At 32.6% G+C, this 26,288-nt stretch carries 18 protein-coding genes; 1 reads left to right on the top strand and 17 read right to left on the bottom strand.

What is annotated here, in order from left to right:
- Positions 1-262 precede the first annotated feature (262 nt).
- From NQQ59_RS09120 to NQQ59_RS09065, 12 genes are all read right to left on the bottom strand, one after another.
- Entirely contained in the window at positions 263-1,651 is a 1,389-nt protein-coding gene (locus tag NQQ59_RS09120; RefSeq protein ID WP_144217836.1) for a DUF4153 domain-containing protein, read from the bottom strand.
- Positions 1,652-1,709: 58 nt separating this feature from the next.
- Positions 1,710-2,000, bottom strand: a complete 291-nt coding sequence (locus NQQ59_RS09115; protein WP_144217834.1) for a winged helix-turn-helix domain-containing protein — start codon at positions 1,998-2,000, stop codon at positions 1,710-1,712.
- 4 nt (positions 2,001-2,004) lie between these two features.
- The gene (locus NQQ59_RS09110) at positions 2,005-2,619 is read right to left on the bottom strand and encodes a hypothetical protein (RefSeq protein ID WP_144219812.1); all 615 of its coding nucleotides are present in this window, start codon (positions 2,617-2,619) and stop codon (positions 2,005-2,007) included.
- A 403-nt stretch (positions 2,620-3,022) separates the two neighbouring features.
- Complete coding sequence (locus NQQ59_RS09105) at positions 3,023-3,949, bottom strand: magnesium transporter CorA family protein (RefSeq protein ID WP_144217832.1); 927 nt, start codon at positions 3,947-3,949, stop codon at positions 3,023-3,025.
- A gap of 353 nt (positions 3,950-4,302) precedes the next feature.
- Positions 4,303-5,190 carry a bifunctional 5,10-methylenetetrahydrofolate dehydrogenase/5,10-methenyltetrahydrofolate cyclohydrolase gene (locus NQQ59_RS09100; protein ID WP_144217830.1) on the bottom strand — a complete coding sequence of 296 codons (888 nt, stop codon included), beginning with the start codon at positions 5,188-5,190 and terminating at the stop codon, positions 4,303-4,305.
- A 138-nt stretch (positions 5,191-5,328) separates the two neighbouring features.
- On the bottom strand, positions 5,329-6,693 hold the full coding sequence (gene ffh, locus NQQ59_RS09095; protein WP_144217828.1) for a signal recognition particle protein: 1,365 nt from the start codon (positions 6,691-6,693) through the stop codon (positions 5,329-5,331).
- A gap of 491 nt (positions 6,694-7,184) precedes the next feature.
- Positions 7,185-8,867: an MBOAT family O-acyltransferase gene (locus NQQ59_RS09090; RefSeq protein WP_144217826.1), complete on the bottom strand. Its 1,683-nt coding sequence runs from the start codon at positions 8,865-8,867 to the stop codon at positions 7,185-7,187.
- Between the two features lies 1 nt (position 8,868).
- Complete coding sequence (locus NQQ59_RS09085) at positions 8,869-10,290, bottom strand: GDSL-type esterase/lipase family protein (RefSeq protein ID WP_144217824.1); 1,422 nt, start codon at positions 10,288-10,290, stop codon at positions 8,869-8,871.
- Positions 10,287-11,765, bottom strand: a complete 1,479-nt coding sequence (locus tag NQQ59_RS09080; protein ID WP_144217822.1) for an SGNH/GDSL hydrolase family protein — start codon at positions 11,763-11,765, stop codon at positions 10,287-10,289. The genes NQQ59_RS09085 and NQQ59_RS09080 overlap by 4 nt, the downstream gene beginning before the upstream one ends.
- Before the next feature lie 225 nt (positions 11,766-11,990).
- Positions 11,991-13,610 carry a T9SS type A sorting domain-containing protein gene (locus NQQ59_RS09075; protein WP_144217820.1) on the bottom strand — a complete coding sequence of 540 codons (1,620 nt, stop codon included), beginning with the start codon at positions 13,608-13,610 and terminating at the stop codon, positions 11,991-11,993.
- 68 nt (positions 13,611-13,678) lie between these two features.
- The gene (locus NQQ59_RS09070; RefSeq protein WP_144217818.1) at positions 13,679-14,269 is read right to left on the bottom strand and encodes an HmuY family protein; all 591 of its coding nucleotides are present in this window, start codon (positions 14,267-14,269) and stop codon (positions 13,679-13,681) included.
- 27 nt (positions 14,270-14,296) lie between these two features.
- Positions 14,297-16,363, bottom strand: coding sequence for a TonB-dependent receptor plug domain-containing protein (locus NQQ59_RS09065; RefSeq protein ID WP_144217816.1), 2,067 nt, complete (start codon positions 16,361-16,363; stop codon positions 14,297-14,299).
- Between the two features lie 104 nt (positions 16,364-16,467).
- Here NQQ59_RS09065 and NQQ59_RS09060 point away from each other — a divergent pair, with 104 nt between their 5' ends.
- Positions 16,468-17,370 (top strand): DUF6607 family protein, encoded by a 903-nt coding sequence (locus NQQ59_RS09060; RefSeq protein ID WP_109190534.1) that lies wholly within the window; start codon positions 16,468-16,470, stop codon positions 17,368-17,370.
- A 61-nt stretch (positions 17,371-17,431) separates the two neighbouring features.
- Here NQQ59_RS09060 and NQQ59_RS09055 read toward each other — a convergent pair whose 3' ends face one another.
- The 5 genes from NQQ59_RS09055 to argS form a co-directional block, all read right to left on the bottom strand.
- A complete protein-coding gene (locus tag NQQ59_RS09055) occupies positions 17,432-17,941 on the bottom strand; it encodes a lipid-binding protein (RefSeq protein ID WP_144217814.1) in 510 nt (169 codons plus the stop codon).
- A gap of 47 nt (positions 17,942-17,988) precedes the next feature.
- Positions 17,989-19,482: a SusD/RagB family nutrient-binding outer membrane lipoprotein gene (locus tag NQQ59_RS09050; protein ID WP_144217812.1), complete on the bottom strand. Its 1,494-nt coding sequence runs from the start codon at positions 19,480-19,482 to the stop codon at positions 17,989-17,991.
- Between the two features lie 13 nt (positions 19,483-19,495).
- Positions 19,496-22,717: a SusC/RagA family TonB-linked outer membrane protein gene (locus NQQ59_RS09045; protein ID WP_144217810.1), complete on the bottom strand. Its 3,222-nt coding sequence runs from the start codon at positions 22,715-22,717 to the stop codon at positions 19,496-19,498.
- Positions 22,718-23,372: 655 nt separating this feature from the next.
- Positions 23,373-24,083, bottom strand: a complete 711-nt coding sequence (locus tag NQQ59_RS09040) for a hypothetical protein (protein ID WP_144217808.1) — start codon at positions 24,081-24,083, stop codon at positions 23,373-23,375.
- A 335-nt stretch (positions 24,084-24,418) separates the two neighbouring features.
- Positions 24,419-26,197 carry an arginine--tRNA ligase gene (gene argS, locus NQQ59_RS09035; protein ID WP_144217806.1) on the bottom strand — a complete coding sequence of 593 codons (1,779 nt, stop codon included), beginning with the start codon at positions 26,195-26,197 and terminating at the stop codon, positions 24,419-24,421.
- Positions 26,198-26,288 lie beyond the last annotated feature (91 nt).

Raw genomic sequence — 26,288 nt, 5'->3', positions numbered from 1 at the left:
TCATACTAGTTGCTACGATTTTAGCTGATTAACATATTGGATTTAAAATTTGTATTAACCAAAATCAATCAGGCAAAAAAAAAATTAATCTATGATTCTCGCGAAAGCACATTGTAGTAAAAATTTTATTATTTTTAAAATTCCGCAAATCAAATATAATAAATATTCTTCCAACAAACACTTTAAACATCTAATATAGAGACAAATAAAAAGCCCTATAGTTAATACAAATAAGGCTTTTAAAATAATAAATCAGAATAGTTTATTTCTTCTTATCCAAAAACTCATAATACAACGCTTTAGATAAAAAACTAGCATCTTGATAATTCGAAATCATTTCTTCTCTCACAGCTTCTGAATATTTTCCGTCTAAATTGTTCTTTTTAAAATATTCTCTTCGCGCTTCATCATTAAAATTTAATCCGCTTAAAAAAACAGGCTCTACTCCTTTGTTTACAGAAATATTATAATTGGTAATTAAACTTCCCCAGTTTACATAACTGCATAGAATAATTGTTCCGTAGAAATACCAAACCATTTGATTAAAAAGATAGGCGTTTGTTTTCTGTTTTTGGATTTTCTGAAAAGATACAATCAAACCAATGATGGCTAAAATCAGAAAAGCATAAACTCCAAGTCGTTTATAAGTTAAGCCATAAAAAGAAACATATTCTGTATTTTTAATCATCGTACTTACAATCAAAACTACATTTAAAACTAACCAAGCTTTCGCCAGTTTCTTCAAAGTTGTAGCTTTTTCATCAAAATTAAACCCTCCTTTAAAGTAAAACAGGATTACCCCCACTGCCATCAAGATTGAAAAAATTACGGCATTTACGCGTTCGTGTGTATCTGAACTCAGATTTGCTTTTTCTATAACTTCAAAAAACTGTTCGTAATTATAAGTTCCGATGAAGACTAAGAGCATAATATTGAGCAGAAACAATGTGATTTCGCCGCTTTTTCTTTCGAAATCCAAATCTAAAAATGAAAAAGTGCTTTGATTCTTTATGTTAGAAACATTTACGAAATTATTATTCAATCTTGAATTGTACTCGTAACAAGTATCTGGAACCCAATAATTCCAAAAACTAAACGAAATGTAAAACCCTAAAATACTGATTCCTATTAATTGCGGCATATTAAGATCCAACTCATAATCGGTAAATAATGAAGAGAAATGATTACTTCCGAAAGAATAAACGATAAAAAACAATCCCAAGAATACTAGTGGAATAACTACGAAAGCAACGAGTTTTTTAGCAAAATCATTGTGGATTTTTCGTTCTGGAAGCCACTGATTAAACATAAATATTCGACCTATAGAAGCAAATCCGTTTAAGATTATCAAAGGAAAAACCTGAATGATTTTGAGTTCACCATCTTGCGTTTTGAATTGTAAAAACAAAATTGACAAAGCCAAAGCAAAGAATGATGCAGCATCTCCGTACCAAGCAAAGGCAAAACAAGACAAAATAGAGGTCATTACAAGAACCAAATGTGATCTGTCGACAAACTTCTCCTGAAAGAAATAACTAATCAGGAGCGTAAGAACTACACCGAAAATAGAAATATTGATTCCAACAGATTCGTTGTAAAAAAGCAGTAAAAAAACTGCTGTACAAGCTAAAATAATTTGATGTTTTTTCATTGTTTTAGATTTAAAAGTACTTTGTAATTCAAAGTTTTTAGATAAAAAAATAGCGTTATTAGGATTTCATTAATTTTTCAAGGTACGATAAGTGTTCTTTAAAAGCTGCACGCCCCAGATCGGTTACTTGATAAGAAGTTTTTGGCTTTTTACCAACAAATTCTTTCTTCACTTCAATGTAAGCGGCCTTTTCAAGCGCAGAGGAATGACTTGCTAAATTACCATCGGTGATATTTAAAAGCGTTTTCATCTCGGTAAAATCTACCCATTCGTTAACCATCAGAATAGACATAATTCCTAATCTGACACGGCTTTCAAAATCTTTATTTAGTTTATCAATAATTCCCATAGGGTTATTTGTATTTTTTGAACATCACTAATCCGTATACGATATGTAGGGCTCCGAATCCTAAAATCCAGAAAATCAAACCATATCCTATATTAAAAAGTGCAATACATCCTAAAATCAGTTCCGAGAAACCTAGATATTTTATATCAGAAAATGTATATTTTTCAGCATTTACAACTGCTAGTCCGTAAAAAATTAATGTCGCAGGTGCCACAAAACCAAAGTTTCCATAATACATTAAAGCCAGACAAAATATTCCGCCAGTAACAAGTGGCACTGCCAAATGAAAAAGCATCTTTTTTGTTGCTGAAGTCCAAATTGGCAAATTGTATTTTCGGCTTTTTCTAACGGTAAAAAAAGCAGCAAATACTAATGCAACCACCATAATTATGATTCCGATCCAGAATAATTCTGAAACCAGATTGGTAGAATATAATCTATGTCCATCGTTTAGATAATCCATCCCATTTGCTTTGAAAAGCTGGTAAACATAGATTCCGCCAATTAAAGCCGAAAGACCTGCGAAAACTCCTGAAAGTCCGCTTAATGATATAAATCGTGAAGAGCGCTCCATCATGGAACGAATATGTGCTAAATCTTCTTGGTGCTTTTGATCCATAATTAAAGTACTTTGCATTACAAAGTTATTATTTATTTTGAATTGGCAAATAAAAAAATGAAAAAATATTTTTAATGTCGCCCCTCTGGGACTTTAATCGGTTTAGATAATCGTTACTATAAATATTTAACTCTTCTGGAGCTTTGAATCGTGGTGAATAATCGTGGCTATATATTTCACCTCTTTGAGATTTTATAAACGTTCTGTAAAAACAAAATGTTCTTATGAAAAAGACTGCGTGAGGGATAGGAGCTAGCTACCGAAGTAGCGCGGATAGCCCGACCATGTTTTGCGAATGGCGCATATATACGTAAAGATTGGTTGCGCCATTTGCAAAACATGGTCACGCCCAAATTATAAAAAACGAAAAAGCCCATTCTTAACGAACAGGCTTTTTAATATTTTAGAACCATCTTCTTCGTTTGAATAAAAATACGCCGAAAGTTGATAATATTATGGAAATTAGAAGTAGAATCCAGATTCCGTATTTACTTTCTTCCAAACCATTAGGGACGTTCATTCCGTACAAACTGGCGATTAATGTTGGAATCATTAAAATGATGGAAATAGAAGTCATCTGTTTCATAATATTGTTCATATTATTGGAGATTACAGAAGCATAGGCGTCCATCATTCCCGTCAAGATGTTGTTGTAAATATTGGCCGTGTCCTGCGCCTGATTTAACTCGATTTCGACATCTTCTAATAATTCCGGATCGTAATTGGCTTTGTGCGCTTTTAAGTTTTTGATTCTTTGGAATAAAACATCATTGGCTTTTAAAGACGTGATGAAGAAGACAAAACATTTTTCGATTTGAAGCAAGGCTTGCAATTCTTCATTTTTGATTGATTTCTCTAAATTGTCTTCGGCCAATTTTATCTTATGATTGATTTGCTTTAGATACTTTAAATACCAAACGCTTGATGACAGAAGCAATCGTAATACTAAATTGAAATTATCTTCGATTTCGATGTTTTTGCGTCGTGAATAGGATACAAAATCGGCAATAATTTCTGTTTTATAAAAACTGATGGTTACGCAGATATCCTCTTTAAAAATGATTCCGAGCGGTACGGTATGAAAAGGGATTTTGACATCGCCACTTTTTATGGGAATGCGCATGATAATTAATGTCCAGCCGTCTTCGATTTCGATACGAGGTCTTTCGTCGATATCCTCGATATCATTGTAAAATGCTTCAGGAATTTGAAGATCTTCTAGTAAATATTGTTTGTCTGATTCTGTTGGAGATTCAATGTGAATCCAGCAATTAGAAGTCCATTTTGGGATTTCAATTAATCCGTTGTTGTTTGTGTAAAAGGCTTTCATTTCAAAATACAGGGTTTTATCGCAGCATTTTGAAATTCAAAAGCTGCTTTAATTAAATACTAACGAATGATAATAATCGTCCATTTGGAGAAGGGTTATTTTTTTAAGTGGTGCAAAAGTATCCTTTATTTTTAAGAACCAAAACTTTAAACTATTAATTATATATTAAAATGGTTTTTAAACACATAGAAACATAGCTTTTGAAACTTTAGAAAAGACGTTTCACTTTCTTTAAACAAACATAGCTAGAGATATTTTGCTATCTGAAATAAATTTGTGTTAGAAATTTTAAGATAATTGCATAAAAAAAGCCTGTCCAATCGAACAGGCTTTGAAAATATATTTTGAAGCAATTATTTGTTTCTTGCACTTCTCATTTTTCTTGCTAAAAGTGTATTTTTAAGCAACATTGCAATTGTCATTGGTCCTACTCCACCTGGAACTGGCGTAATAAAAGCTGCTTTTTTGCTTACTCCGTCAAAATCAACATCACCTTTAATTACATAACCTTTTGGGTTTGATGCATCGTCAACACGTGTAATTCCAACGTCGATAATCGTTACTCCTTCTTTCACCATATCAGCTTTTAAGAATTCTGGAACTCCTAAAGCAGTGATGATAATATCGGCATTTTTAGTGAATTCTTCTAAGTTCTTAGTACGGCTGTGAGTTAAAGTTACAGTTGAATCTCCCGGATTTCCTTTGCGGCTCATTAAAATACTCATCGGACGACCAACGATGTGGCTTCTTCCGATAACTACTGTATGTTTTCCTGCAGTTTCTACTTTGTAACGCTCTAACAACTGCATGATTCCGAATGGAGTTGCTGGAATAAATGTTTCCATTTCTAAAGCCATTCTACCAAAGTTTGTTGGGTGAAATCCGTCAACGTCTTTGTCTGGATCAATTGCCAAAAGAATTTTCTCTTCGTCAATATGTTTTGGCAAAGGCAACTGAACGATATATCCGTCTAGGTTATCATCTTCGTTTAACTCTTTAATTTTAGCTAAAAGTTCCTCTTCTGTAATCGTTTCTGGTAAAGCAACTAAAGTCGAATCGAAACCAATTTCTTGACATGATTTTACTTTACTTCCTACGTAAGTTAAACTTGCTCCATTATTTCCAACTAAAACTGCTGCTAAATGAGGTACTTTTCCTCCAGCATCTTTTATAGCTTGAACTTCTGCTGCGATTTCGTTTTTAATGTCGTTAGATGTTTTTTTACCGTCTAGTATTTGCATTTTGTTGTGTTGTTTCAGGTTTTGATATTGTTTCAAGTTTCAGGTTTAAAGTTGAAAACGAAACTCTTGATATATTAAGTGAAAAAGTTTCAAGTTTTGGTCTCTTAACTTGAAACCTTAAACTTGAAACTCTTTTTATTATTTTGGCATTCCGCCTGGCATACCGCCCGGCATTCCTTTCATACCTCCCATCATCTTCATCAGGTTTTTTCCGCCTGGACCTTGCATCATCTTCATCATTTTGCTCATTTGGTCAAATTGCTTCATTAACTGATTTACTTGCTCAACTTTGGTTCCCGAACCTTTTGCGATTCTGGCTTTTCTTTTTACGTCGATAATGGCTGGTTTACTTCTTTCTCCTGGAGTCATCGAGTGAATGATGGCTTCGATATGTTTGAAAGCATCGTCTTCGATTTCTACATCCTTCATGGCTTTTGAAGCACCTGGTATCATTCCAACCAAGTCTTTCATATTACCCATTTTCTTTACTTGCTGAATCTGCGTTAAGAAGTCATCAAAACCGAATTCGTTTTTAGCGATTTTCTTTTGAAGTTTTCTAGCTTCTTCTTCATCAAATTGTTCTTGAGCTCTTTCAACAAGCGACACAACGTCTCCCATTCCTAAGATACGCTCAGCCATACGATCTGGGTAGAAAATGTCAATTGCTTCCATTTTCTCTCCTGTACCTACAAATTTGATTGGTTTATTAACCACAGATTTGATTGAAAGCGCAGCTCCACCACGAGTATCTCCATCTAATTTCGTTAAAATAACTCCATCAAAATTCAAGATATCGTTGAAAGCTTTTGCTGTATTAACAGCATCTTGTCCTGTCATAGAGTCTACAACGAACAATGTTTCTTGTGGCTGAATTGCTTTGTGTACACGAGCAATTTCGTCCATCATTTCCTGATCTACTGCCAAACGTCCTGCTGTATCGACGATCACAACATTGAATCCGTTTGCTTTGGCGTGTTTGATTGCGTTTTGAGCAATCTCTACAGGGTTTTTATTTTCTGGTTCTGAGTAAACCTCAACACCTATTTGGTCTCCTACAACATGCAACTGATTAATCGCCGCTGGACGGTAGATATCACAAGCTACAAGAAGTGGTTTCTTGTTTTTCTTTGTTTTTAAGAAGTTTGCTAATTTTCCAGAGAAAGTTGTTTTACCAGAACCTTGAAGTCCTGACATCAAAATAACAGTTGGATTTCCTGATAAGTTTACACCAGCAACATCTCCACCCATTAATTCGGTAAGTTCGTCTTTAACCAACTTCACCAATAATTGTCCTGGCTGTAAGGTTGTTAATACATCCTGACCAATTGCTTTGTCTTTTACTCTTGCTGTAAAATCTTTAGCAATTTTAAAGTTAACATCGGCATCAAGTAACGCACGACGAACTTCTTTTAAAGTATCGGCAACGTTTACTTCTGTAATTTTACCGTGTCCTTTTAATATATGGAACGCTTTATCTAACTTATCACTTAAATTATCAAACATATCATTTTCTTTATTTGAAGTGCAAAGATAATCTAATTAGATATTTCAGGCAATTTTTATTTAAATGCATTTTTTGCCACTAAGGCGCAAAGGCACGAAGTTTTTTCTGCCACGAATTGCACTAATTTCTCGAATTACTTAACTTTTGTTTTTTTTTGCCACGAAGGCACAAGGACAAAAAGTTTTTTGCCTCGAATTGCACTCATTTCTTGAATTACTTAACCTTTGTTTTTTTTTGCCACGAAGGCACAAGGACACAAAGTTTTTTGCCACGAATTATACTAATTTCTCGAATTGTTTATGTCGCATTTTTCTCTCGCAGATTTAAGGGATTTCTTTATTACCATAAAAAAATAATCTGTTCAATCTGCCAAATCTGCGAGAGAAAAAAAATTCGCGCCTTAGTGCCTTCGTGGCAATAAAAAAAGGCGCAAAGAAAAAATCTCTGCGCCTTTGTGCCTTTGTGGCTACAAAACTTTGAACCTTTAAAATTAAAACTGGAAATAAATGAAAGGTTGTGAACCTGCAACTGCTGTTGCGTAAACAATCCAATAAACGAATCCTAAGATGATGGCTTTAATTAATAAAGGTGTTTTGTCGAAAACAGATTTCATTCCGTTTGTGAATGTTTCTGGTAAGAAATGCCAAACGTAACCGAATAACATTAATCCGAAAACATTTTTGTAACCTAGTACAATTGTTTTCCAAAGTTCTGGTTCGAATGTTAATTGTCCGATATTATTAATTACTTGTAAAGCTGTTTCAAAATCTCTTGCGCGGAAGAAAATCCAGCAGAAAACTACAAAGTGGAATGTAATTACGATAGAGAAAAATCTCCACAAGAAATTCGGGCTTTTATCTTTTTTCGAAGGAAAGAACTCCATGAATATTTTATGAACCGCTAAAGCTAATCCGTGAAGCGCTCCCCAAACAATAAACTGTGCTCCTGCTCCATGCCACAAACCTCCTAAAAGCATTGTAGTAAACAAGTTGAAATTGGTTACTAAGGTTTGCTTTATTTTGCTTGAAAGTAAAAATGATAGAGCAAAAATCAAAATACTTACTCCGGCAATGATAAGCGGAATTACACTTTCATTGTAACAAGACATTCCCCAAAGCAACAATCCGAAGAAGAACAAACTTGGGAATAAATATCCTGCAAAGGAACCTTGTCTGTTTCCTCCGATAGAAATATATAAAAAGTCTTTCAACCAAGTTGAAAGCGAGATGTGCCATCTTCTCCAGAAATCAGTAATCGAAGTTGATTTATACGGGGTTCTAAAGTTGACTGGTAATTTAAATCCTAACAACAATGCGATACCAATTGCCATATCTGAATAACCTGAGAAATCACAATAAATCTGAATCGCATAACCATATGAAGCCATTAAGTTTTCGAACGAAGTATAACTCATTGGCGTATCAAAAACACGATCGACAAAGTTTACTGAAATGTAATTTGAAATTACTGTTTTCTTAATTAAACCTCCAATAATCAAAAACAAGGCATTGTTTACGTCTTCTTTAGTCAGATTTAATTTTTGATAAATCTGAGGCAAGAAATCTTTCGCACGAACAATTGGTCCAGCAACCAATTGCGGGAAAAACGAAACGAAGAATAAATATTCGATGTAGTTTTTTGTAGGCTTAATTTCTTCTCTGTAAATCTCAATAATATAACTCATGGACTGGAAAGTGTAGAACGAAATTCCCACAGGAAGGAAAACATTATGAAGTGCAAAATTACCATGAAACATATCATTGTAAGTCACAATCAAAAAGTTCATGTATTTGAAATAACCTAAAAGTACTAAATTCAAAATCACACTTATGACCAAATATAATTTCTTAACGCTGTCACGGCTTTCTTTGTAAATAATCTGACTCAAGCCATAATCTACAACAGACGAAAGCAATAGCAGCAGAAAATAAATTCCACTTGATTTATAGTAAAAGAATAGTGAGAAGAGAATAACATAGGTCAATCTCAAATAAAATGTTTTGCGTAAAAAACCATACACAAAATAGAAAATCAGGAATAATCCTAAGAATAAACCTGTATTAAATAAAAGCTTTTCGTCTGGGTTATAAACAAACCAGCTTTCAACTTGTTCTATTGTAATTGCACCAAAATTTTGAATGAACCAATTATTAATGCTATCTATTGTTGTCAACTTAATTCTTTAATTTAAAATTATCGTATGTTTTAAAAAACGCCTGTGTAAACAAGTTTCCTTGCCTTTCGTATCCCTTTTTAGAATAATGAACCCAGTCTGGACCAATTAATCCCTGAACTTTTAATTGTTTGATTCCGCTCATTCCTCCAAATTCATTGTATAAATTCCAAACAGCAAAATCGTCTTTTTGTGCTGTATCAATGATTTGTTTTGCATAATCATCAATATAATGATTTGGTTTCCTTCTTAGCAAAGATGGCGGAGGCGTCATCACTATTATTGGAGCATCTATTTTCTGAGCTCTAATATTATGAATAAACTCATATAATTCTTTGATATAACTGGCAGCATCTAAATGATCGTAACTTTCATTTGTTCCCAAAGAAAAAACAAGTAAATCTGGATGTAATGATTTTAATTGTTCAAAGAATAACGGATATTTATTATAATCTGAATATTTGGCTCCATTTACTCCAATCCCGCTATAGATAATTCCAGAAGCATCTTTTTCCAAAACAATTCCATTTAATTCATAATCCTTAGCCTCTTTATTCGGAATCAGAAAAATTCGGCTTAACGCAGTTTCTGAATTATAATAATGTGAATATGAATCTGATTCTATGTTTAACGGAATAAATTCAGACATCGAAATAGTCTTTGGCCTTGTTTCGTTTGTAGAAATTCGTAATGTTCTACCTGCTCGAATATTGTTTCCTTTTAAACGATTATCTCTTTTAATCTCTGCAATCGAAACATTGTATTTATCCGCAATCGTTCCAAGCACCTCCCCTTTTTTAATTTTATGAGTAATTACTCTTCGTTCTGTCGTCTGGATTGAATTAATCTTAGAAGAAATAGCCAAATCAAACATATCTTGATTTTGAGGCGTTATGATTTTTATGGTATTGAATTTATATGAAGGATCTTTCACATTCATTTCCATTACAAATCCACCAGTGTCTCTCCAAAGTCCGATACCGCTTAAACCAACTGGGTTACTCTTGAATGGGAGAATATTTCTGTAACTTTCCCAAGCACGATTTGATTTGAAACGTTCATTATAAGAACCGTTCGTTTTTGCAAGCTGGTACGGAAAAACCAGACCACGTCCTGCATTTCCAAACTTTTGCTGCAAATTTTTTCTAATCTCGTTGGTCATCAAATCACTTTGAATATGCGAATCTCCAATATGTACAATATTGATTTTTTGATTGCTCTGACCTTCGTTTTGTTCTAATTTCTTAAAAAAATCTTTTAATACTCTCGCATTATAAATTTGACCATCTATTGGAATTTCTGCTGCTGCAGTATCAACTTTCTGAATCATGCTTTTGGGTATTGGATCTACATCTGCTTTTGGAGTCTTTTCATTGCTAGTAAGGAAAAGACAACAAAAGAAAACAATAAGTTTATTTATCATACGCTGTCTTTTGTTATTGAAACGGAATCGGGTCTGGCTCTTCTTACTGGTTTTGGCTTAGTTCCGTTAGCATCTCTTTTTTCTCTTAGCACTTTGTATTCTTCGTATCCTTTGTTTAACTGTCCGTACAACAAATTACCGATTGCTTTTGCTCCACGCTGGTTAAAATGCGTGTAATCTTTATTAGCTTTTGCTGGAGCTTCATCTACCCATTTAATCATCGATCCGTCTCCACCCATTAAAGTATATAAATTTACAAATCCGGATTCAGTTTCCAATGCATAGTGTTTTTGAGCTTTCATCAATGGAACAACTGCAGAATCGGTTTTCATTTCCAATTCGTATTTAGTCGATTTATCCGCTGTTGACACAATTAAAATTGAAACTCCTGGGAAAGATTCTTTGATTTTATTTACGGTTTTAGTCATTCCTTTTTCATACCAAGAATAATTTTTGGTTCCGTAATTCAAAACGTTGGTTCCATAATGCAGAATAATCAAATCGTATTTCAGACTGTTATTAAAAGCGCGCATTACATCTGCATTAAACATTGAAATTGGAAGTCCTGAATTTCCTCTCTGCGAAAAATTATCTACGTGAACTCCTGCTCCGTTATCAAAATTAAATCCGTAAATCGGAATGGAATCTGCTTGTACGAAGTTGGCTTTGAATGCTTTTAAACTTCCAGAAGAAACTTTTAAGGTATTCACTAAATTGTTTGGAGAAAGACTTTTTTTGATAGTATCTTTTCCGATAATGAAATTCACTTTTCCTGTTTTAGATGAACGACCATAAAATAATGTTGCATTATCTAAAGAAGTAGAATATTTATTTAAACCTGCTTCATATTGAACCCAAGTTGGGCGTGATGCATCGTTTGCAAAAAACACATGCCCATTAACTCCAAAAGGACTTGTTGGTTTTTTGACATTTAAATACGATTGTGTTTTCCAGTTTTTAGAATACGTAGATTTTACAGAACCTCTCGAAGCAGCAGACTCTGATGTAATGGAAACAAAACCTACTCCGTTTCCTCCAAAACGTTCTTGATAATTGGTACGAACATCTTGAACAATTAAATCTCCATCGGTCATAGAATCTCCATAATAAGCAATTCTAACTTTGCTCTGCGGATTTTTCTCCAACTGATACAATTTTTCATAGAAAGAAATCAGGTATTGATATCCCTTATAATTTTCGAAGGTTTCTGACGGAAATTCGATTCCTTCCGTCTGATCAAAAACAATTTTCTGACCTTTTAATTTTCTTTCACTTTCAGTAATACTATCATCATCTGTAGCCAATGAATCTTTAGCCACAGACTCTAAAAGCAAACTGTCTATTAATATATTTTTAGAATCTAATTTACTTTCCGAAAATATTTTGTCCGGAAGGATTTGTTTGAATCCAATAAAAGCAACCAGTGCCAAAGCAACGATTGAAAAAGACTGAAAAAAATAAGATTTTGTATTCACTTAATAATTATAAAAGTATAAAGTACTGCATTCAAAAATTAAACCAATTAAATAATTGTTAACTTATTGCAGGGAAATTTTTTGCAAAGATAGAATAACATTTTATTTCTAATTGATTTTAACAAGAAACTAGATCAAAAAAAAGAGGTTAGAAAAATCTAACCCCTTTATCAAAAAAAAAATAAAAAAAACAAAGCTAATGATTAACTAGATTTTTGATGCTGTTTAGTTGAATATAACTTTTCCTGATTTGACTTCGTTATTGTCGGATAAAATTTTATAAAAGTAAAGTCCCTTTTGGTAGTTTGCAGGAATACTCCAGTTTACTGTCTGTTTTGGTCTTACTTTTCCTTTATAAACTGATTTTTCATGTCCTAACTTTTCAGAGTATAGGATAATCTCAATATTTTTATCTGTCGTGAAATTGGTTACGAAGTTTATAGATTCGGATGTTGGGTTTGGGTAAACGGTTAAATCTGAGGAAACAGTTTCTGTTGTTTTTTTACCAAAACCTGAAGCAGTCGGAGGAATTACTATTGTATTACTAATAGACACTTTATCTCCTGAATAAACTTTTCTGTAAATCTTAGTTATTAATGGAGTATCATAAGGGAAATAATAGCTTTGTTCATTACTTAAAATCTGGGGATCTCCAATAACTTCTCCATCAATTTCATTATAAGCTATATATTGATAATAAAATCCTCCTTCTCCTCCTCCACTTGGTAAGCTTCCCACAATATTACGTCCCGAAATTGTAATCGAATTATTACCAATCTCTTGAGCAGAATAAATTCTAACAAAATTGCTTGTACTAGTTCTAGACCCAGATGTCACAATTCTAGCAACAAGAACTGTATTATAAGGAGCAAATCCATAAATATTTGCAGGTATAATAAATGTATCTGTATTTTGCTCTATTATCCAAGGATCTTCTCCATCTACAACATAAGCAATCCACTTATAGTTATAGCTCCCCAAACCACCAGTAGGAAAAGTACCTGTCATATAAGTTCCTATTAGATTTATTGTATTATTTTGTATAGGAGGAGCTGGAATCACTGTCACAGTAACTTGATTACTGCTAATATACCCTGTAAAAACCCCCTTCCAATATGACTTTAATCGTCTCCAATAAGTTTTGGTCTCAGTAACTATCCCAGGGTAATAATCCTTATCAGTGGCTCCAGGAATTACATCAAATACACCATCTTTTTTTACTAACCATATGATTTCATATACCATATTTTCTATTACTGGAGGATCATTACCTATTAAGCCAGCTGCTTCCTCTCCTTCATTTACACTTTGATTACCAGAAATATAATTAAGAGACTGAGTTGGATCAGTTGGATTGGTAGGATTGGTAGGATTTGTTGGGTTTGCTGGGTTTGTTGGATTGGTCGGACTTACAGTTTTAGTAATACTAATATTTGAACTTAAAAATGAAGTATTGGAGCTGCTTCTATATTCCACGTACAAAACACCTCCTGTTGCATCAAACTGACTTGCATTTAATGTGATATTACTAATTGGTTTCGTGATTTTGTTTGATCCTAAAAACAAAACAGTTGTAGAACTTCCTCCACTAGGTATTACTGCTGGAGCACCTGAATTCCTTTTATAATAAACAGTTAAGTCTCCTGCTGGAGAACTATCATTTTGATTTAATGTTGTAGTAATATCTACTGAAAGTGTTACATTTAAAGATGAAACATTTGTTCCAAAATTAATTGATGAAGCTAATCCTCCATTTACTGTCATATTAGGAATAGAAACACTAAACTGTCCATATGTAATAATATTTATAAGAAATAAAAAAAAGCAAGAAGTAATTTTCTTCATGTTAAAATTAATTATTGAGTAAAAAGCAACCTCGAATAAATAAATTATCCGAGGTTTAAAATACTTTATTAGAAAGTCGTAGCGCTGTTTGCTTGGTAAGCAAAATTAAAAGTATAGAATCCAGATACTGAAGTTAATTCTGGATTTGCTGGCGCATCTTTATAGTAACTTAAGATTTCAAATTTTGCATATTTACCATCATGTGTTTTTACAACAAATACTTTTCCTGCAATAGGAGCAATAATATGAGTAGTTGCATTATAGCTATACCATCCGTTTCCGCTTCCTGTAGGAATTGCATAAGCAGCCGTACCATCCTGAGCAAAAGTAGCTGCTGCTGGGAAAGCTGTTACACCTGCAAAAGTACCAGAAACAATACTTACTGCACCAGATCCAGTTCTTGTTGGCTCAGTATCAGCTTTTTTAACTCCACCGTTTACCAGAATAGTTGTTTTATTGAAAGCAATATCCCAGCTGTCATCAGTAACAACTTTGTTTTCAGAAAAACTGAATTTTGTAAATGTTGTACCTGATCCATCAACATTAGAAACTTTTGTTGTTACTACTGGTATCACTTCATTTTTATCGTCATCGCTGCTACAAGATGCCGCAAATACAAATAATGCTAAAAGAGAAAGTTTTAAAAATTTTGTTTTCATTTTGAGAATGTGTTAAATAAATGTTGATTAAAAATTATATTGAATTCGTGCAAATAGCTGCCTTCCTGCAAGGTTGCTAATTTGTGTTGGGTCTGTAAAATCAAGTAAATTATTTGCTCCAGCTTGAAGCATGAATTTATCACCGATATATTTTGAAGCTGATAAATTTGTTATAAAATAATCATTGACAAAAGTGTCGTACTTGTCTAAAATCTGATTGCCATTGGTATCGAACATTCCGTATTTGCTTCTGTAAAAAACACGTAAGTTGATATCCGTTTTAATACTTGGAATAGTGTAAGCGAATTTAACATTAGCCGTATGTTTAGATCTGTTATACAATCCAAAATAATCTGATTTTTTAATTTGAATAGTCTGCAAATCTGAGTTTCGGATATATTGATAATCTTCAAAATTATCCAACACTGATTTGTCTTTTGCTGTTAAATATTGGTATCCAAATGACACTGAAAAGTCTTTCGTAAAATCATATGTTGAATTAAACTCTAAACCATAAGTAAAAATTTGACTGATATTAAAGTAACTAAAAACATTCTGACCATTTGTTTTCTGTGCTACGACACGAGTATCAATTAAATTCTTTATTGAATTATAAAAAGCATTTACATCTACTCGTAGTTTATTCTTTTTATAGAAAGTTCCGAAATTGAAGTTTATCGAACTTTCAGCTTCCAATGGACTATTAAAATTGACTCCTTCCACTCTTGACAAAAGCTGCCCTTGTTGATCCAATTGACTCAAACGTGCTTCTGCAACATTATATCCCAAAACAGTATAACCTACTGACGGATTTGTAAAATCGAAATATAGTTGGCGAAAATCAGGGGCTTTGTAACCATATCCTATTGACGATTTTAAAGAAAAGTTTTCTTTTATCTTATAATTTACAGCCAATTTTGGACTAAACTGTGAAGCGTAGACACTATGATTATCATATCTAAATCCAGCAATAATATTCAATTTCTCTGTCGGATTACTGTCATATTGCAAAAAGAAATATTGAGAATTAAACTCTACATTTTTATCAAAATATGTTCTGTCTAAAGTCTCATAATTCAATCCGAGACCTCCTGTTATTTTATCTCTTTTAAGAGAAAGCGTTGTTCTAATTTCTGGACGCAGCAGCCATTGATTGTAATATGCATCTTCATAGCGAACATTATTTTCGTCATTTAAAAAAGAATCATTCTTATAATTTGTAGCATACAATTCGTATTCTGAATAGAATTTATCATTCCACTTATGCTCCAGTTTAACTTGCGAGTTCCATTCATTTTCTTTTGCATCACCACTATAATTTTGAGAATCTATAATAGCTTTGTTATCCATTTTCATATTATAAAAACGGTTGCTTACTATTAGTTTTAAATTCTCTGAAAAGTCGTAGTATATTTTAGGCTGAACAGTAAAGTTGTAAAACGGTTCCACATTTTTTAGAGGGGTATCTTTATTTAAATCATAACCCTCTGTAGCATAAAAATTTGCAAATACATTAGCCGAAAACTTCTTCTTTTTCCAAAGCAAATTAGTATTAGCATCGCTAGTATTAAATGTAGCATACCTGTATGAAAGACTTCCTGAAAACATATCCTTTTTAGGCTTTTTTGTAATTACATTTATAACACCTCCCATAGCTTCAGAGCCATATAATGCAGAAGAAGCTCCTTTTACAATTTCTATTCTTTCTATGTTTCCAACTGATACCCTGGATAAATCCAAAACTCCAGCACTTCTTCCTACCAACGGAACACCATCAATTAAAATCATAGTATAAGCAGCATCTAGTCCTTGCATTTGAATTCCCTCGAAACCACTCTCATCTGGAATTAAAATAATTCCTGTTTGTTCATTTAAAATTTCATTTAATCTTGTAACACCAGATTTAATAATTGCTTCTGATGTAATAATGGTCATTGGCAATGGCAATGACGAAAGCACTCTTTCTGTTCTAGTCGCAGTAGTAACCTTAACTTCTGATAATTCATTTGTTTCAACGCTATCTTTTTTAACTTCCTGAGAAACTGACATTTGACAAAAAAGCGTAAAAGCAAAAAGAGTAATTTTAATTTTCATTATTTTTATTGAGTCTTAATAATCGATGCAAATATATGATTATTTTTAATTGTTCTAAATTAAATTTATATATTTGCAAAAAATTTAAAACAAAACAATAAGTTATGATTTCGAAAAGTCTTTTAATGTCAGCCGCTGTGGCTTTAACATGTAGTCTTGGTTTTAGTCAGGACAAGAAACAACAAGATATTAAGTCCATAAAATCTATGTGCGGTTGTTATGAAGTGAAGTTCAATTTTACTGAAACATTCTCATACCCAAAAGATTCACTTACTTATAAACCGTCTGAGACAAAACATGAATCGGCTTTAGAATGGGTACAATTATTAGAAGATACTCCAAACAAAATTGTAATGCAGCATTTACTAATTGTAAGCCCTGATATGATTATCAAACACTGGAGACAAGACTGGCTTTACGAAAACACAGACTTATATACTTTTGACAAAGGAAATTCTTGGAAATACAAAAAACTAGATAAAAAAGCCGTTAAAGGGCAATGGACTCAAAAAGTATATCAGGTAGATGATAGTCCAAGATATGAAGGATCTTCTACATGGGTACATGTTGACGGACAAGATTACTGGGCAAATGTTGCTGATGCACCACTTCCTAGAAGAGAACAGACAAAACGTAACGATTATAACGTTTTAAAAAGAAGAAATATTCACGAAATCACTGCAACAGGATGGAATCATGAGCAGGATAATGACAAATTGGTTCGTGACGATGCTGGAAAAGATGTTTTGTTAGCTCAAGAAAAAGGATTTGACGTTTACACTAAAGTAGATGATTCTAAATGTATCGCTGGACAAAAATGGTGGGCAGCAAACAATGCACTTTGGAAAAACGTTCGTGACAAATGGCAAACTCTTTTTGACAGACATAAAGACCTAAACTTAGAAGCTAAAGTAGACAGAAAAGCACTTTATTCTCTATTGTTTGATTTGAAACCAGATACTGCAAAAGCAGAAACAGATAAAATCATTGACAAGTTTGTTAAGTAATTAGAATTAGTTGTTATAAAAAAGCCGGAAGTTTTAAGACTTCCGGCTTTTTTTGATTTAATTAATATTCATCTTCTTTGAATCCAGTTCTTTTTGTTCCAACATAATCATACTTAACTCCTGGCTCGTTACTATATTCAACAGTGAATGAAATCTTGTCAACAGTATGTCCACCTCTTGATGTTCCTCCCATTTTTTCAATTTTACCATTTGTGATAGTAACTGTTTTACTAGTCTGTCTCAAATTTGCTGTATTAACATCAGAAGTAAAACTACCATCCTTCATGTTTATTGAATATTTGGCTTTCAAAATCTGTGAAGTAGGTTTTGTTTGTGACAATCCATTGTCATCAATAAACATAGTGTTATCATTTGCTGATGTATTATAGGTTGAAAATCTGATAAATTTACTAACACCTTCAACTTTAACATTGATAAACCAATCACCTGCAAAATCCTGTGTAGTAGTTCCACCTGGTTCAGGATCTCCACCAGCATCACAGGAAGCGAATGAAAGTGAAATAAGAATACCACAAAGTATTTTTATAATATTATTTTTAAAATTTTTCATTTTTTATTTTTCTTTTTGAAAACGTTATTTATTTTAACTAAATACAATTACTTATTCCACCAAATTTTAACCGTTGAAGCCAACAATTCTGGAGTATTAGCATTATAACTTCTTTCTGACAAAGGATAAGGGATTCTTTTAGGAAAAGTTCCATAAGCAACAACTACATCTGGGCTTGCAGAAAAGGCAAATTCACCTCCTATATAAGTCGAAACATTTTGCGCAACTGGAGAAGTCTTAGGGTAATCTGTTCTGTTTTTTTCAAAAAATGCTTCAAAGCCATTTTCAGGAAAACTAGCCACCCATTTTTGAACAATAATTGCTTCTAATTTTTGTTCAAAAGTACCTGCTGTTGGATAAGTATAAACTCCAGTAATAAAATTATTTGCAATTCCAGCACCTATACCATTTTTTCTAAAGTTTTCAATTACAGCCGCATCATATTTTGCTTTTCCACTAACTCCTGTTCTTTCTAATGCTTCTGCTTGTAAAAACAAACTCTCTTCTAATGATAATAAATAGACTGGTTTTTTAGCTCCTTCGTAAATAACAGCAGGAATAGAAGAAGTTGTTGGTCCTTTTGCATATCCTAAACTTGAATTAGTATCATAGTTTCCTTGATCTTGAAAAACATATGCTTTTGGACTTGCTGAGTTCCAGTAAACAAACGGGTCTTTTCTCGGATCAGCCTTGTCGGTTAAGAATTGACCTAATGTTCTACTCATTCTAATATTTGTTCTGACATTTAATTTATAATTAAACTCAAATAATGGATTTTCATAATTTGGTGATCCTATAAAATTAGATTCGGCCGCATCTGTATCTAAGAAAGAAACATTTGGATCTTTCAATAAAGCTGCAATACCATTATCAGACACAGCTTTATTTTTCTCTGATTGTCTAATATAAATTTTCAATTTTAAGGTATTAGCAAATTTTCTCCAATTTGTCATGTTTCCAAGAAAAATAAAATCGTCTTTACCTGGAACAATTCCTTTCGAAGTTTTCAAATCTTTAGACAAAGCATCATCCAGATCTTTAATCATCAAATCATATACTTCTTGTCCTGTATTAAACTTTGGAGTAAGTATTTTTGGATTACAGGCTTCTACATAAGGAATATCTCCATAAAAATCTGTCATTACCTGAGATGCCTGAACATACAAAGTAGTAGCGATTAAATAATAATTCCAATTTCCTTCAGCCAAAGCCTTTCTTTGTATAGTCTTTATGTCACTAAGCCCATCATACATACTAGTCCAAGCAACATTGTAATCGTTTGTCGTAATGTTATAGGAATCTATGTTTCTAAATTGGTTAGCTGAAGCCGATTGAGTATAATACTGTGCCCAAAAGCCGCCAATTATTGACATTATTCCTCCTTCTGCTCCAACAATTCCAATAATTCCTGCGGGAAGTTGAGTAGATAATGGCGTTTGATCTGGAGTCAATAAATCCGGATCTTGATTAATGTCTAAATCAGTACTGCATCCAATGAATACAGTCGATAAAATAAGTATATTTATAATAATTTTTTTCATTTTGATATTGCTTTTAGAATGTTACTTTAAGACTTGCTCCATAAGATCTTTGAGAAGGGTTTGTTGCAAATTCTCCGGCTTCACTCAATAAACCATCTCCATAAGTTGATAATTCAGGATCTACATAAGGATTGGCAGCAGGTGTCCACATAAAAAGATTCTTTCCATACAGACTAATACTTGCATTTGATATTTTAAATTTTTGAGTTAACCCAGTTGGTATACTGTATGATAGAAATACATCTCTCAAACGAATAAATGTTTTATCAATAACATGTCCAGCTTCAATACCTGGATTTGAAGATGTATTCCAAAAACTAGTTACCTTACTTGTAGTCATTGGTACTGTATTTTCTACATAAGTAATATTTCCAGATGCATCTTTTACTTCAATTACAGAGTTTGGAATAATATATGTATTTCTATCATTGAAAGCTGTCTCTATTCCATTCCCAGCAAATTCATTTATTCTTTTTGTATAAGAATACATTTTCCCTCCTTGCTTCCAGTCAAAACTACCACCTAGAGTGAAGTTTTTGTATCTGAAATTATTCTTTAATCCCATAACAAAATCTCTTTGAGATGTTCCAACATTGCTTTGGTCTGCAGCTGTCGCGTAATATCCTGTAGTAGGCGACACTATAGGCTGACCATCTGGTGTTAATCTAGGAGTAAATGCAGTGAACGCGCCTAAGGGTTGTCCTTTTTCAGCCACAAAATTAACTCCATACATAGATGCTAAAGTCAGTTTATCTAAACCATATGCAATATCAAGGACCTTTGACCAGTTCTTAGAGAATGTAGTAGTAAAATCCCATTGAAAGTTTTTTAGTTTAACAGGAACAACATTCAATACAACTTCAATACCTCTATTTTGAAGATCCAAGATATTATCTGTTTGAGATGTAAACCCTGTTGAAGCAGCCAAAGGTCTTGAAAATAATAAATCAGTTGTTTTTTTATGATAAACAGATAAATCTAAATTTACCTTTTTTCCAAAAAAGTTACTTTCAAAACCTAATTCATATTCTGTTGTTCTTTCTGGCTTAAGATTTGGATTACCTAAATTACCACTTAATTCATAACCATTTACTCCTCCAATTGGAAGTAAAATATTTCCAAATCCTAAAGCAGCATTAGCTGGTATCATTGAACTACTCGTTTGATAATACCCCGTATCATTCCCTATAGAAGCCATACTACCTCTTAATTTTATAAAGTGTCTTGAATTATCTAATACAATTCCACTTACACTTAAAGAAGGATAGAAATAAGAGTTTTTCCCTTGAGGAAGTGTAGACGTCCAGTCATTTCTACCTGTTACTGTTACATAAAGTTTTTCTTTATATGAAACCTCAGCCGATCCAAAAACCCCATAACTTCTTCTTAAGTAGTCATCTTGTACCACAATTGGGGATAATATTGTATTGGAAAGTTCATAAAAATTAGGAACATCTAAATTTGTAACAGATGCTCTTAATGAAGACCCACTTCGCTCATTAGTATTAAATCCTGCCATTGCATTAAAAGCAAAATCATTACCTATAGAAGTTATGTATGTTAAATTAAAGTTTGTATCTTTTTCTATATTTTCAGCAGTTTTTTCTGTAACACCTCCAACTACAGCAGCTTTTCCATTGTCAGCATTTGCAGAACCTGGTAAATAATTCATTATTGCCCCATACGATTTTATTTTCTCATTTCTGTAATCGCCCCCAATTTGGTAAGTTGCAGTTAATTTATCAGTGATTTTGTAACTTAAATTTACATTCCCAAAAAAACGATTCCCCTTAATATTTGTAGAGTTCTCTTCCAAATCAAAATATGGATTATTTACATAAGGAGAATAAAGATCGCTTGGGGTATTGTAAGGATTATTTTTATAATCTTTCAATCCAACAACATTAATGTCTCTAGGAGTCTGAGCTAATGCCTGTGCAACAGTACCACCTTCAGTACCACCTTGACCTGTATTTACTACATTTTGATTCTTATTAATATAATTAATACTAGTTCTAACACTGAATTTATTTGATGAAACACCTGCATTTAATCCAATAGTATTTCTCTTATAAGCATCTGCTGTTGTTGGGAAAATACCATCTGAGTCAACTGTTGAAGCATTTAAAGAGAAATTTGAATTTTCCCCACCACCACTTACACGTACACTATTTGTAAATGTTGTACCTGTAGTATAAAAATCCTTAATATTATTTGGCAATGCCACATATGGTTTTGTTTGTTGCACTCCATCTATCATAGCGCCCCATGGTCTTATTTCTCCATTATATTTAGCACCCCATGAACCATTTTCATTACTTGCGGTATTCTTGGCATTTGCAGCACCAGCCCAATCTGAGTAAGAAAGGCCACTCCATCCTTGCCCAAAATCATTTTGTAAGTGAGGAACTCTGGCTACCTGATTAAAGTCAGTAGACGTTAAAAAATCAACACTAATTTTTGTTTTATTTTTTGCTGATTTTGTGGTAATTAAAACAACTCCATTTGCTGCTCTAGAACCATATAATGCAGATGCAGCTGCGCCTTTAAGAATCGACATACTTTCAATGTTATTAGGATCCAAGTCACTTATACCGTTACCTGCATCAAAACTTCTAGTACTGTTTATTGACTTCCCATCCGCTGTTGTCCCTCCTCCATTACTGCTATTATTGATAGGCGTTCCATCAACTACATATAACGGGCTACTATTTGACAAGGAGTTAAAACCTCTAATAATTACTTTTGATGAAGCTCCTGCTTGTGCTGGTGTGCTAATATCAGCTCCCGCAACTTTTCCTGACAATGACTCAAAAACGTTAACATTAGCGACATCTGTAAGATCTTTATTACTCACACTTGTTGTAGCATAACCTAGAGATCGTTTTTGTTTTTTGATTCCCATTGCTGTAGTCACCACAACACCTTCTAGTTCCTGCGCTCCAGCATCCAACATTTTTACATTGATAGTTGAAGTACTCGCAGCAATTTCCTGAGTTTTCATTCCAATATAACTAAATACTAACATCTGATTAGGAGCGGCAGTAATAGTATACTTTCCATCAAAATCCGTTTGAGCACCTAATTTTGTTCCCTTGACCAAAACACTAACACCTGGCAAAGGCATTCCTGCATTGTCTGAGACCTTTCCTGTAATTTTTTTTTGCTGCGCAAAAGTAAATTGCATCGCAAACACAAAAAAAAGCACGATTAATCCTTTTAATTTTTGTTTCATTATTTTTTGTTTTGAGTTATTAGGGGTCGAACTTAGAAAATTAAAATAATTTTAACAAGAATTTTATATTATTTAACATTATAAATTGAAATCTTAATACTACAAAACATTAAATCAAACAAATTTTATTAAATAAAAAACTTACAAAATGTCTAAAAAAAGATAAAAAGGCATGAATTTTAAGAAATTAATTACAGTAAACTGAATTTTTCATCAGCTATACTATCAAGTCAAAAAGAGCTTCCTAAAGCGAAAAAAAGCCGTCTAAAATCTAGACGGCTTTTTTGATCCTTACCATTTCAGAACTAAATAGGGTACTAATTCAAAATAGTTAAAAATGAATATAAGGAAGGTATTTTACTAGTGTGGCATTAAAAAGAGAGCCACACTTTATAAGAATAACAGCTTTATTAATAAAGGACAAAACCTTGTAATGAGAAGATTATTGTGCAATACTGAAGTGGTATATTGCTTTTGGAATTGAGACAAACGTAAAACATAAAAACGTAATTTCCTACAAAAAAATATCTGAACTAAAAATATGTCTTATCTTAATACTTCTCAATCTTTTAGGGGATATTACAAACATAAAAAGCCGATAGCAATAACTATCGGCTTTCAAATCTTTACTGTAAGATTAACTTAGTGAAGTTTATTATTTAGATTCTGCGCACTCAGAATATGTAATAACGTGTTTTGTTAAATCTGTCCATTTTGGTTCTGGATTCGCAGAGATTAATTTCTCGCAGCTTCCCCATAATGGAGCAAATTCTTTTTTGTAATCTTTTTTCTTTAATAAAAATGCAGGCGAATCTTTCTTAGCAACATAATAAGATTTAGCATCTCCTCCTACAAATTTAACTCCTCCAACTCCTAAAGAAGCTGTTTCTTTTGCATAAGGATCGCAGTAGATTTTAAACTCTTTACTGAATGCAGGGTTTAAAAGTTGCATTAATAATTTTGATTCTCTTTTCTTAATTTTCACATCAGCAGTTTCAAAATAAGCATAACCTTCTTTTATGTATGCCTGGTTTAATTTATCATCATTCCATTTTTGAAAATCTGAAATAAAATCAAGACTTTTTCCTAATTTATCTAATCCACTTGGTGGTAGATACATATATTTAATGTCTTCTGGTTTTAGTTTGTGTTTTTTTCCAGCTGCATCTTGCAATTTAATGTACTCAATTAATCCTTTGTCTCTGTCGATATCACGAATAGTTCCGCTAAGTTCAGTTCCGTCAGCTAAAGTAATGTAAGCTGTTTTATTGTGTGAAAATCCATAAGACGGATTAATTAAATCCTGCGCATTCACTACTGTAAATGCAAAAAGCAACATCATTAATAGTAAAGTTTTTTTAATCATTGGTTTTTGGGTTTAAAATTGTGCCTACTCTCACGATTTTCGGCTTCCTCGATTATTTTTATAGTAAGGAAATTAGTTCAACACCTCTATTTACAAGCCTTAAGCTTTATTTATTACTCCTATTTTTCTTACCGTAAACATAATTATGAAAACGATATATACAAGCCGTATTTATTCTTTTTTACACGAAAATTCATTCACAAATATTCTTAACGATATCCTCACTATAACTTATTTTTCTCTAAACCTATTCTCCAAATTTATCTTTACTTGTAACAAAAAAAAGAGCCGATAATTAAACAATTATCGGCTCTTTTATATCTATTTGCAAAAAATTACATTCGTTCTGGAACTTCGATTCCTAATAACTGGAATGCTGACTTTATTACCTCGGCAACTTTTTGAGAAAGTTGTACTCTGAATATCTTTTTAGTTAAATCAACCTCTCCTAAAATATGGACAGATTGATAAAATGAATTATATTCTTTTACTAAATCATATGTATAATTTGCAATTAACGCTGGACTATGATTTTGAGCAGCATTTTGAATTACTTCAGGAAAAAGTTCGATTTGTTTTACCAATTCTTTTTCTTTTTCATGTACTTCTTCAATTTCAATTTTATTAGAAAAATCAAAATCGGCTTTACGAATTATGGATTGAATTCTCGCGTATGTATATTGAATAAACGGCCCTGTGTTTCCAGCAAAATCAACAGATTCTTCTGGGTTAAACAAAATACGTTTTTTAGGATCTATTTTTAAAATATAATATTTCAAAGCACCTAAACCAATTGTTTTATACAGTTTTGCTTTTTCTTCTTCAGAATAACTGTCTAGTTTTCCTAAATCTTCTGAAATTTGTTTTGCTGTATCTGTCATATCCTGCATCAAATCGTCTGCATCTACAACAGTTCCTTCACGGCTTTTCATTTTTCCAGATGGTAAATCAACCATTCCGTATGATAGGTGATATAAATTTGAAGCCCAATCAAAACCTAATTTCTTCAAGATTAAGAATAACACTTTGAAGTGATGATCTTGCTCATTTCCGACTGTATAAATCATTCCACCAACATCTGGCATATCTTTTACACGTTGAATGGCAGTTCCAATATCTTGCGTCATATAAACTGCTGTTCCGTCAGAACGCAATACGATTTTACGATCCAAACCTTCATCAGTCAAATCAATCCAAACAGAACCGTCTGGATCTCTTTCGAAAACACCTTTATCTAAACCTACCTGAACAACATCTTTTCCTAATAAATAAGTGTTGCTTTCGTAGTAATATTTATCAAAATTAACTCCAAGATTAGAATAAGTTGTTGCAAAACCTTCATAAACCCATTCGTTCATTTTTTTCCAAAGTGACATCACTTTTTCATCGCCAGCTTCCCATTTCTTAAGCATTTCTTGTGCTTCAATGATAATTGGCGCTTGTTTTTTAGCTTCTTCTTCTGTTTTTCCAGCTTCTACTAAACCGTTAATTTCGTTTTTGTAAGCTTTATCAAACTCTACATAATACTTCCCAACTAATTTATCTCCTTTTAAACCAGAAGTTTCAGGAGTTTCTCCATTTCCGAATTTCTCCCAAGCCAACATCGATTTGCAGATGTGAATTCCTCTATCGTTGACAATTTGGGTTTTATATACTTTTTTTCCAGAAGCTTTTAAAATCTCTGCAACAGAATATCCTAACAAATTGTTACGAACGTGTCCTAAGTGCAAAGGTTTATTGGTGTTTGGAGATGAATATTCTACCATAACCGCTTTCTCTGTAGGATCTGGCGCTACAAATCCAAATTGTTTTTGATCTTTTATTCCGTTAAAGAAATTTAAATAATAGCTATCAGAAATTACAATATTTAAAAATCCTGAAACTACGTTAAAACGTGCCACTTCATCAACATTTTCAACTAAATAATTTCCGATTTTGTTTCCCAATTCTACAGGATTGCTTTTTGTCAATTTTAGTAATGGAAAAATTACCATTGTAATATCGCCTTCAAACTCTTTTCTAGTAGTTTGAAATTCGATTTTATCAACAGTAACATCAAATAATGCTTGTATTGCTTTTTGTATAGAAGGTGTTAGAATTTGTGCTAATGACATGTAAACTGATTTTTAAAGTGAGCAAAGATACTGCTTATTCATCAATTAGAGAAAATCAAAAACATATTAAATTCAGGAAAAGAATTAGAAT

The organism is Flavobacterium panacis, from assembly GCF_024649945.1.
Lineage (GTDB): Bacteria > Bacteroidota > Bacteroidia > Flavobacteriales > Flavobacteriaceae > Flavobacterium > Flavobacterium panacis.
This window is presented reverse-complemented; position numbering and strand designations above follow the sequence as displayed.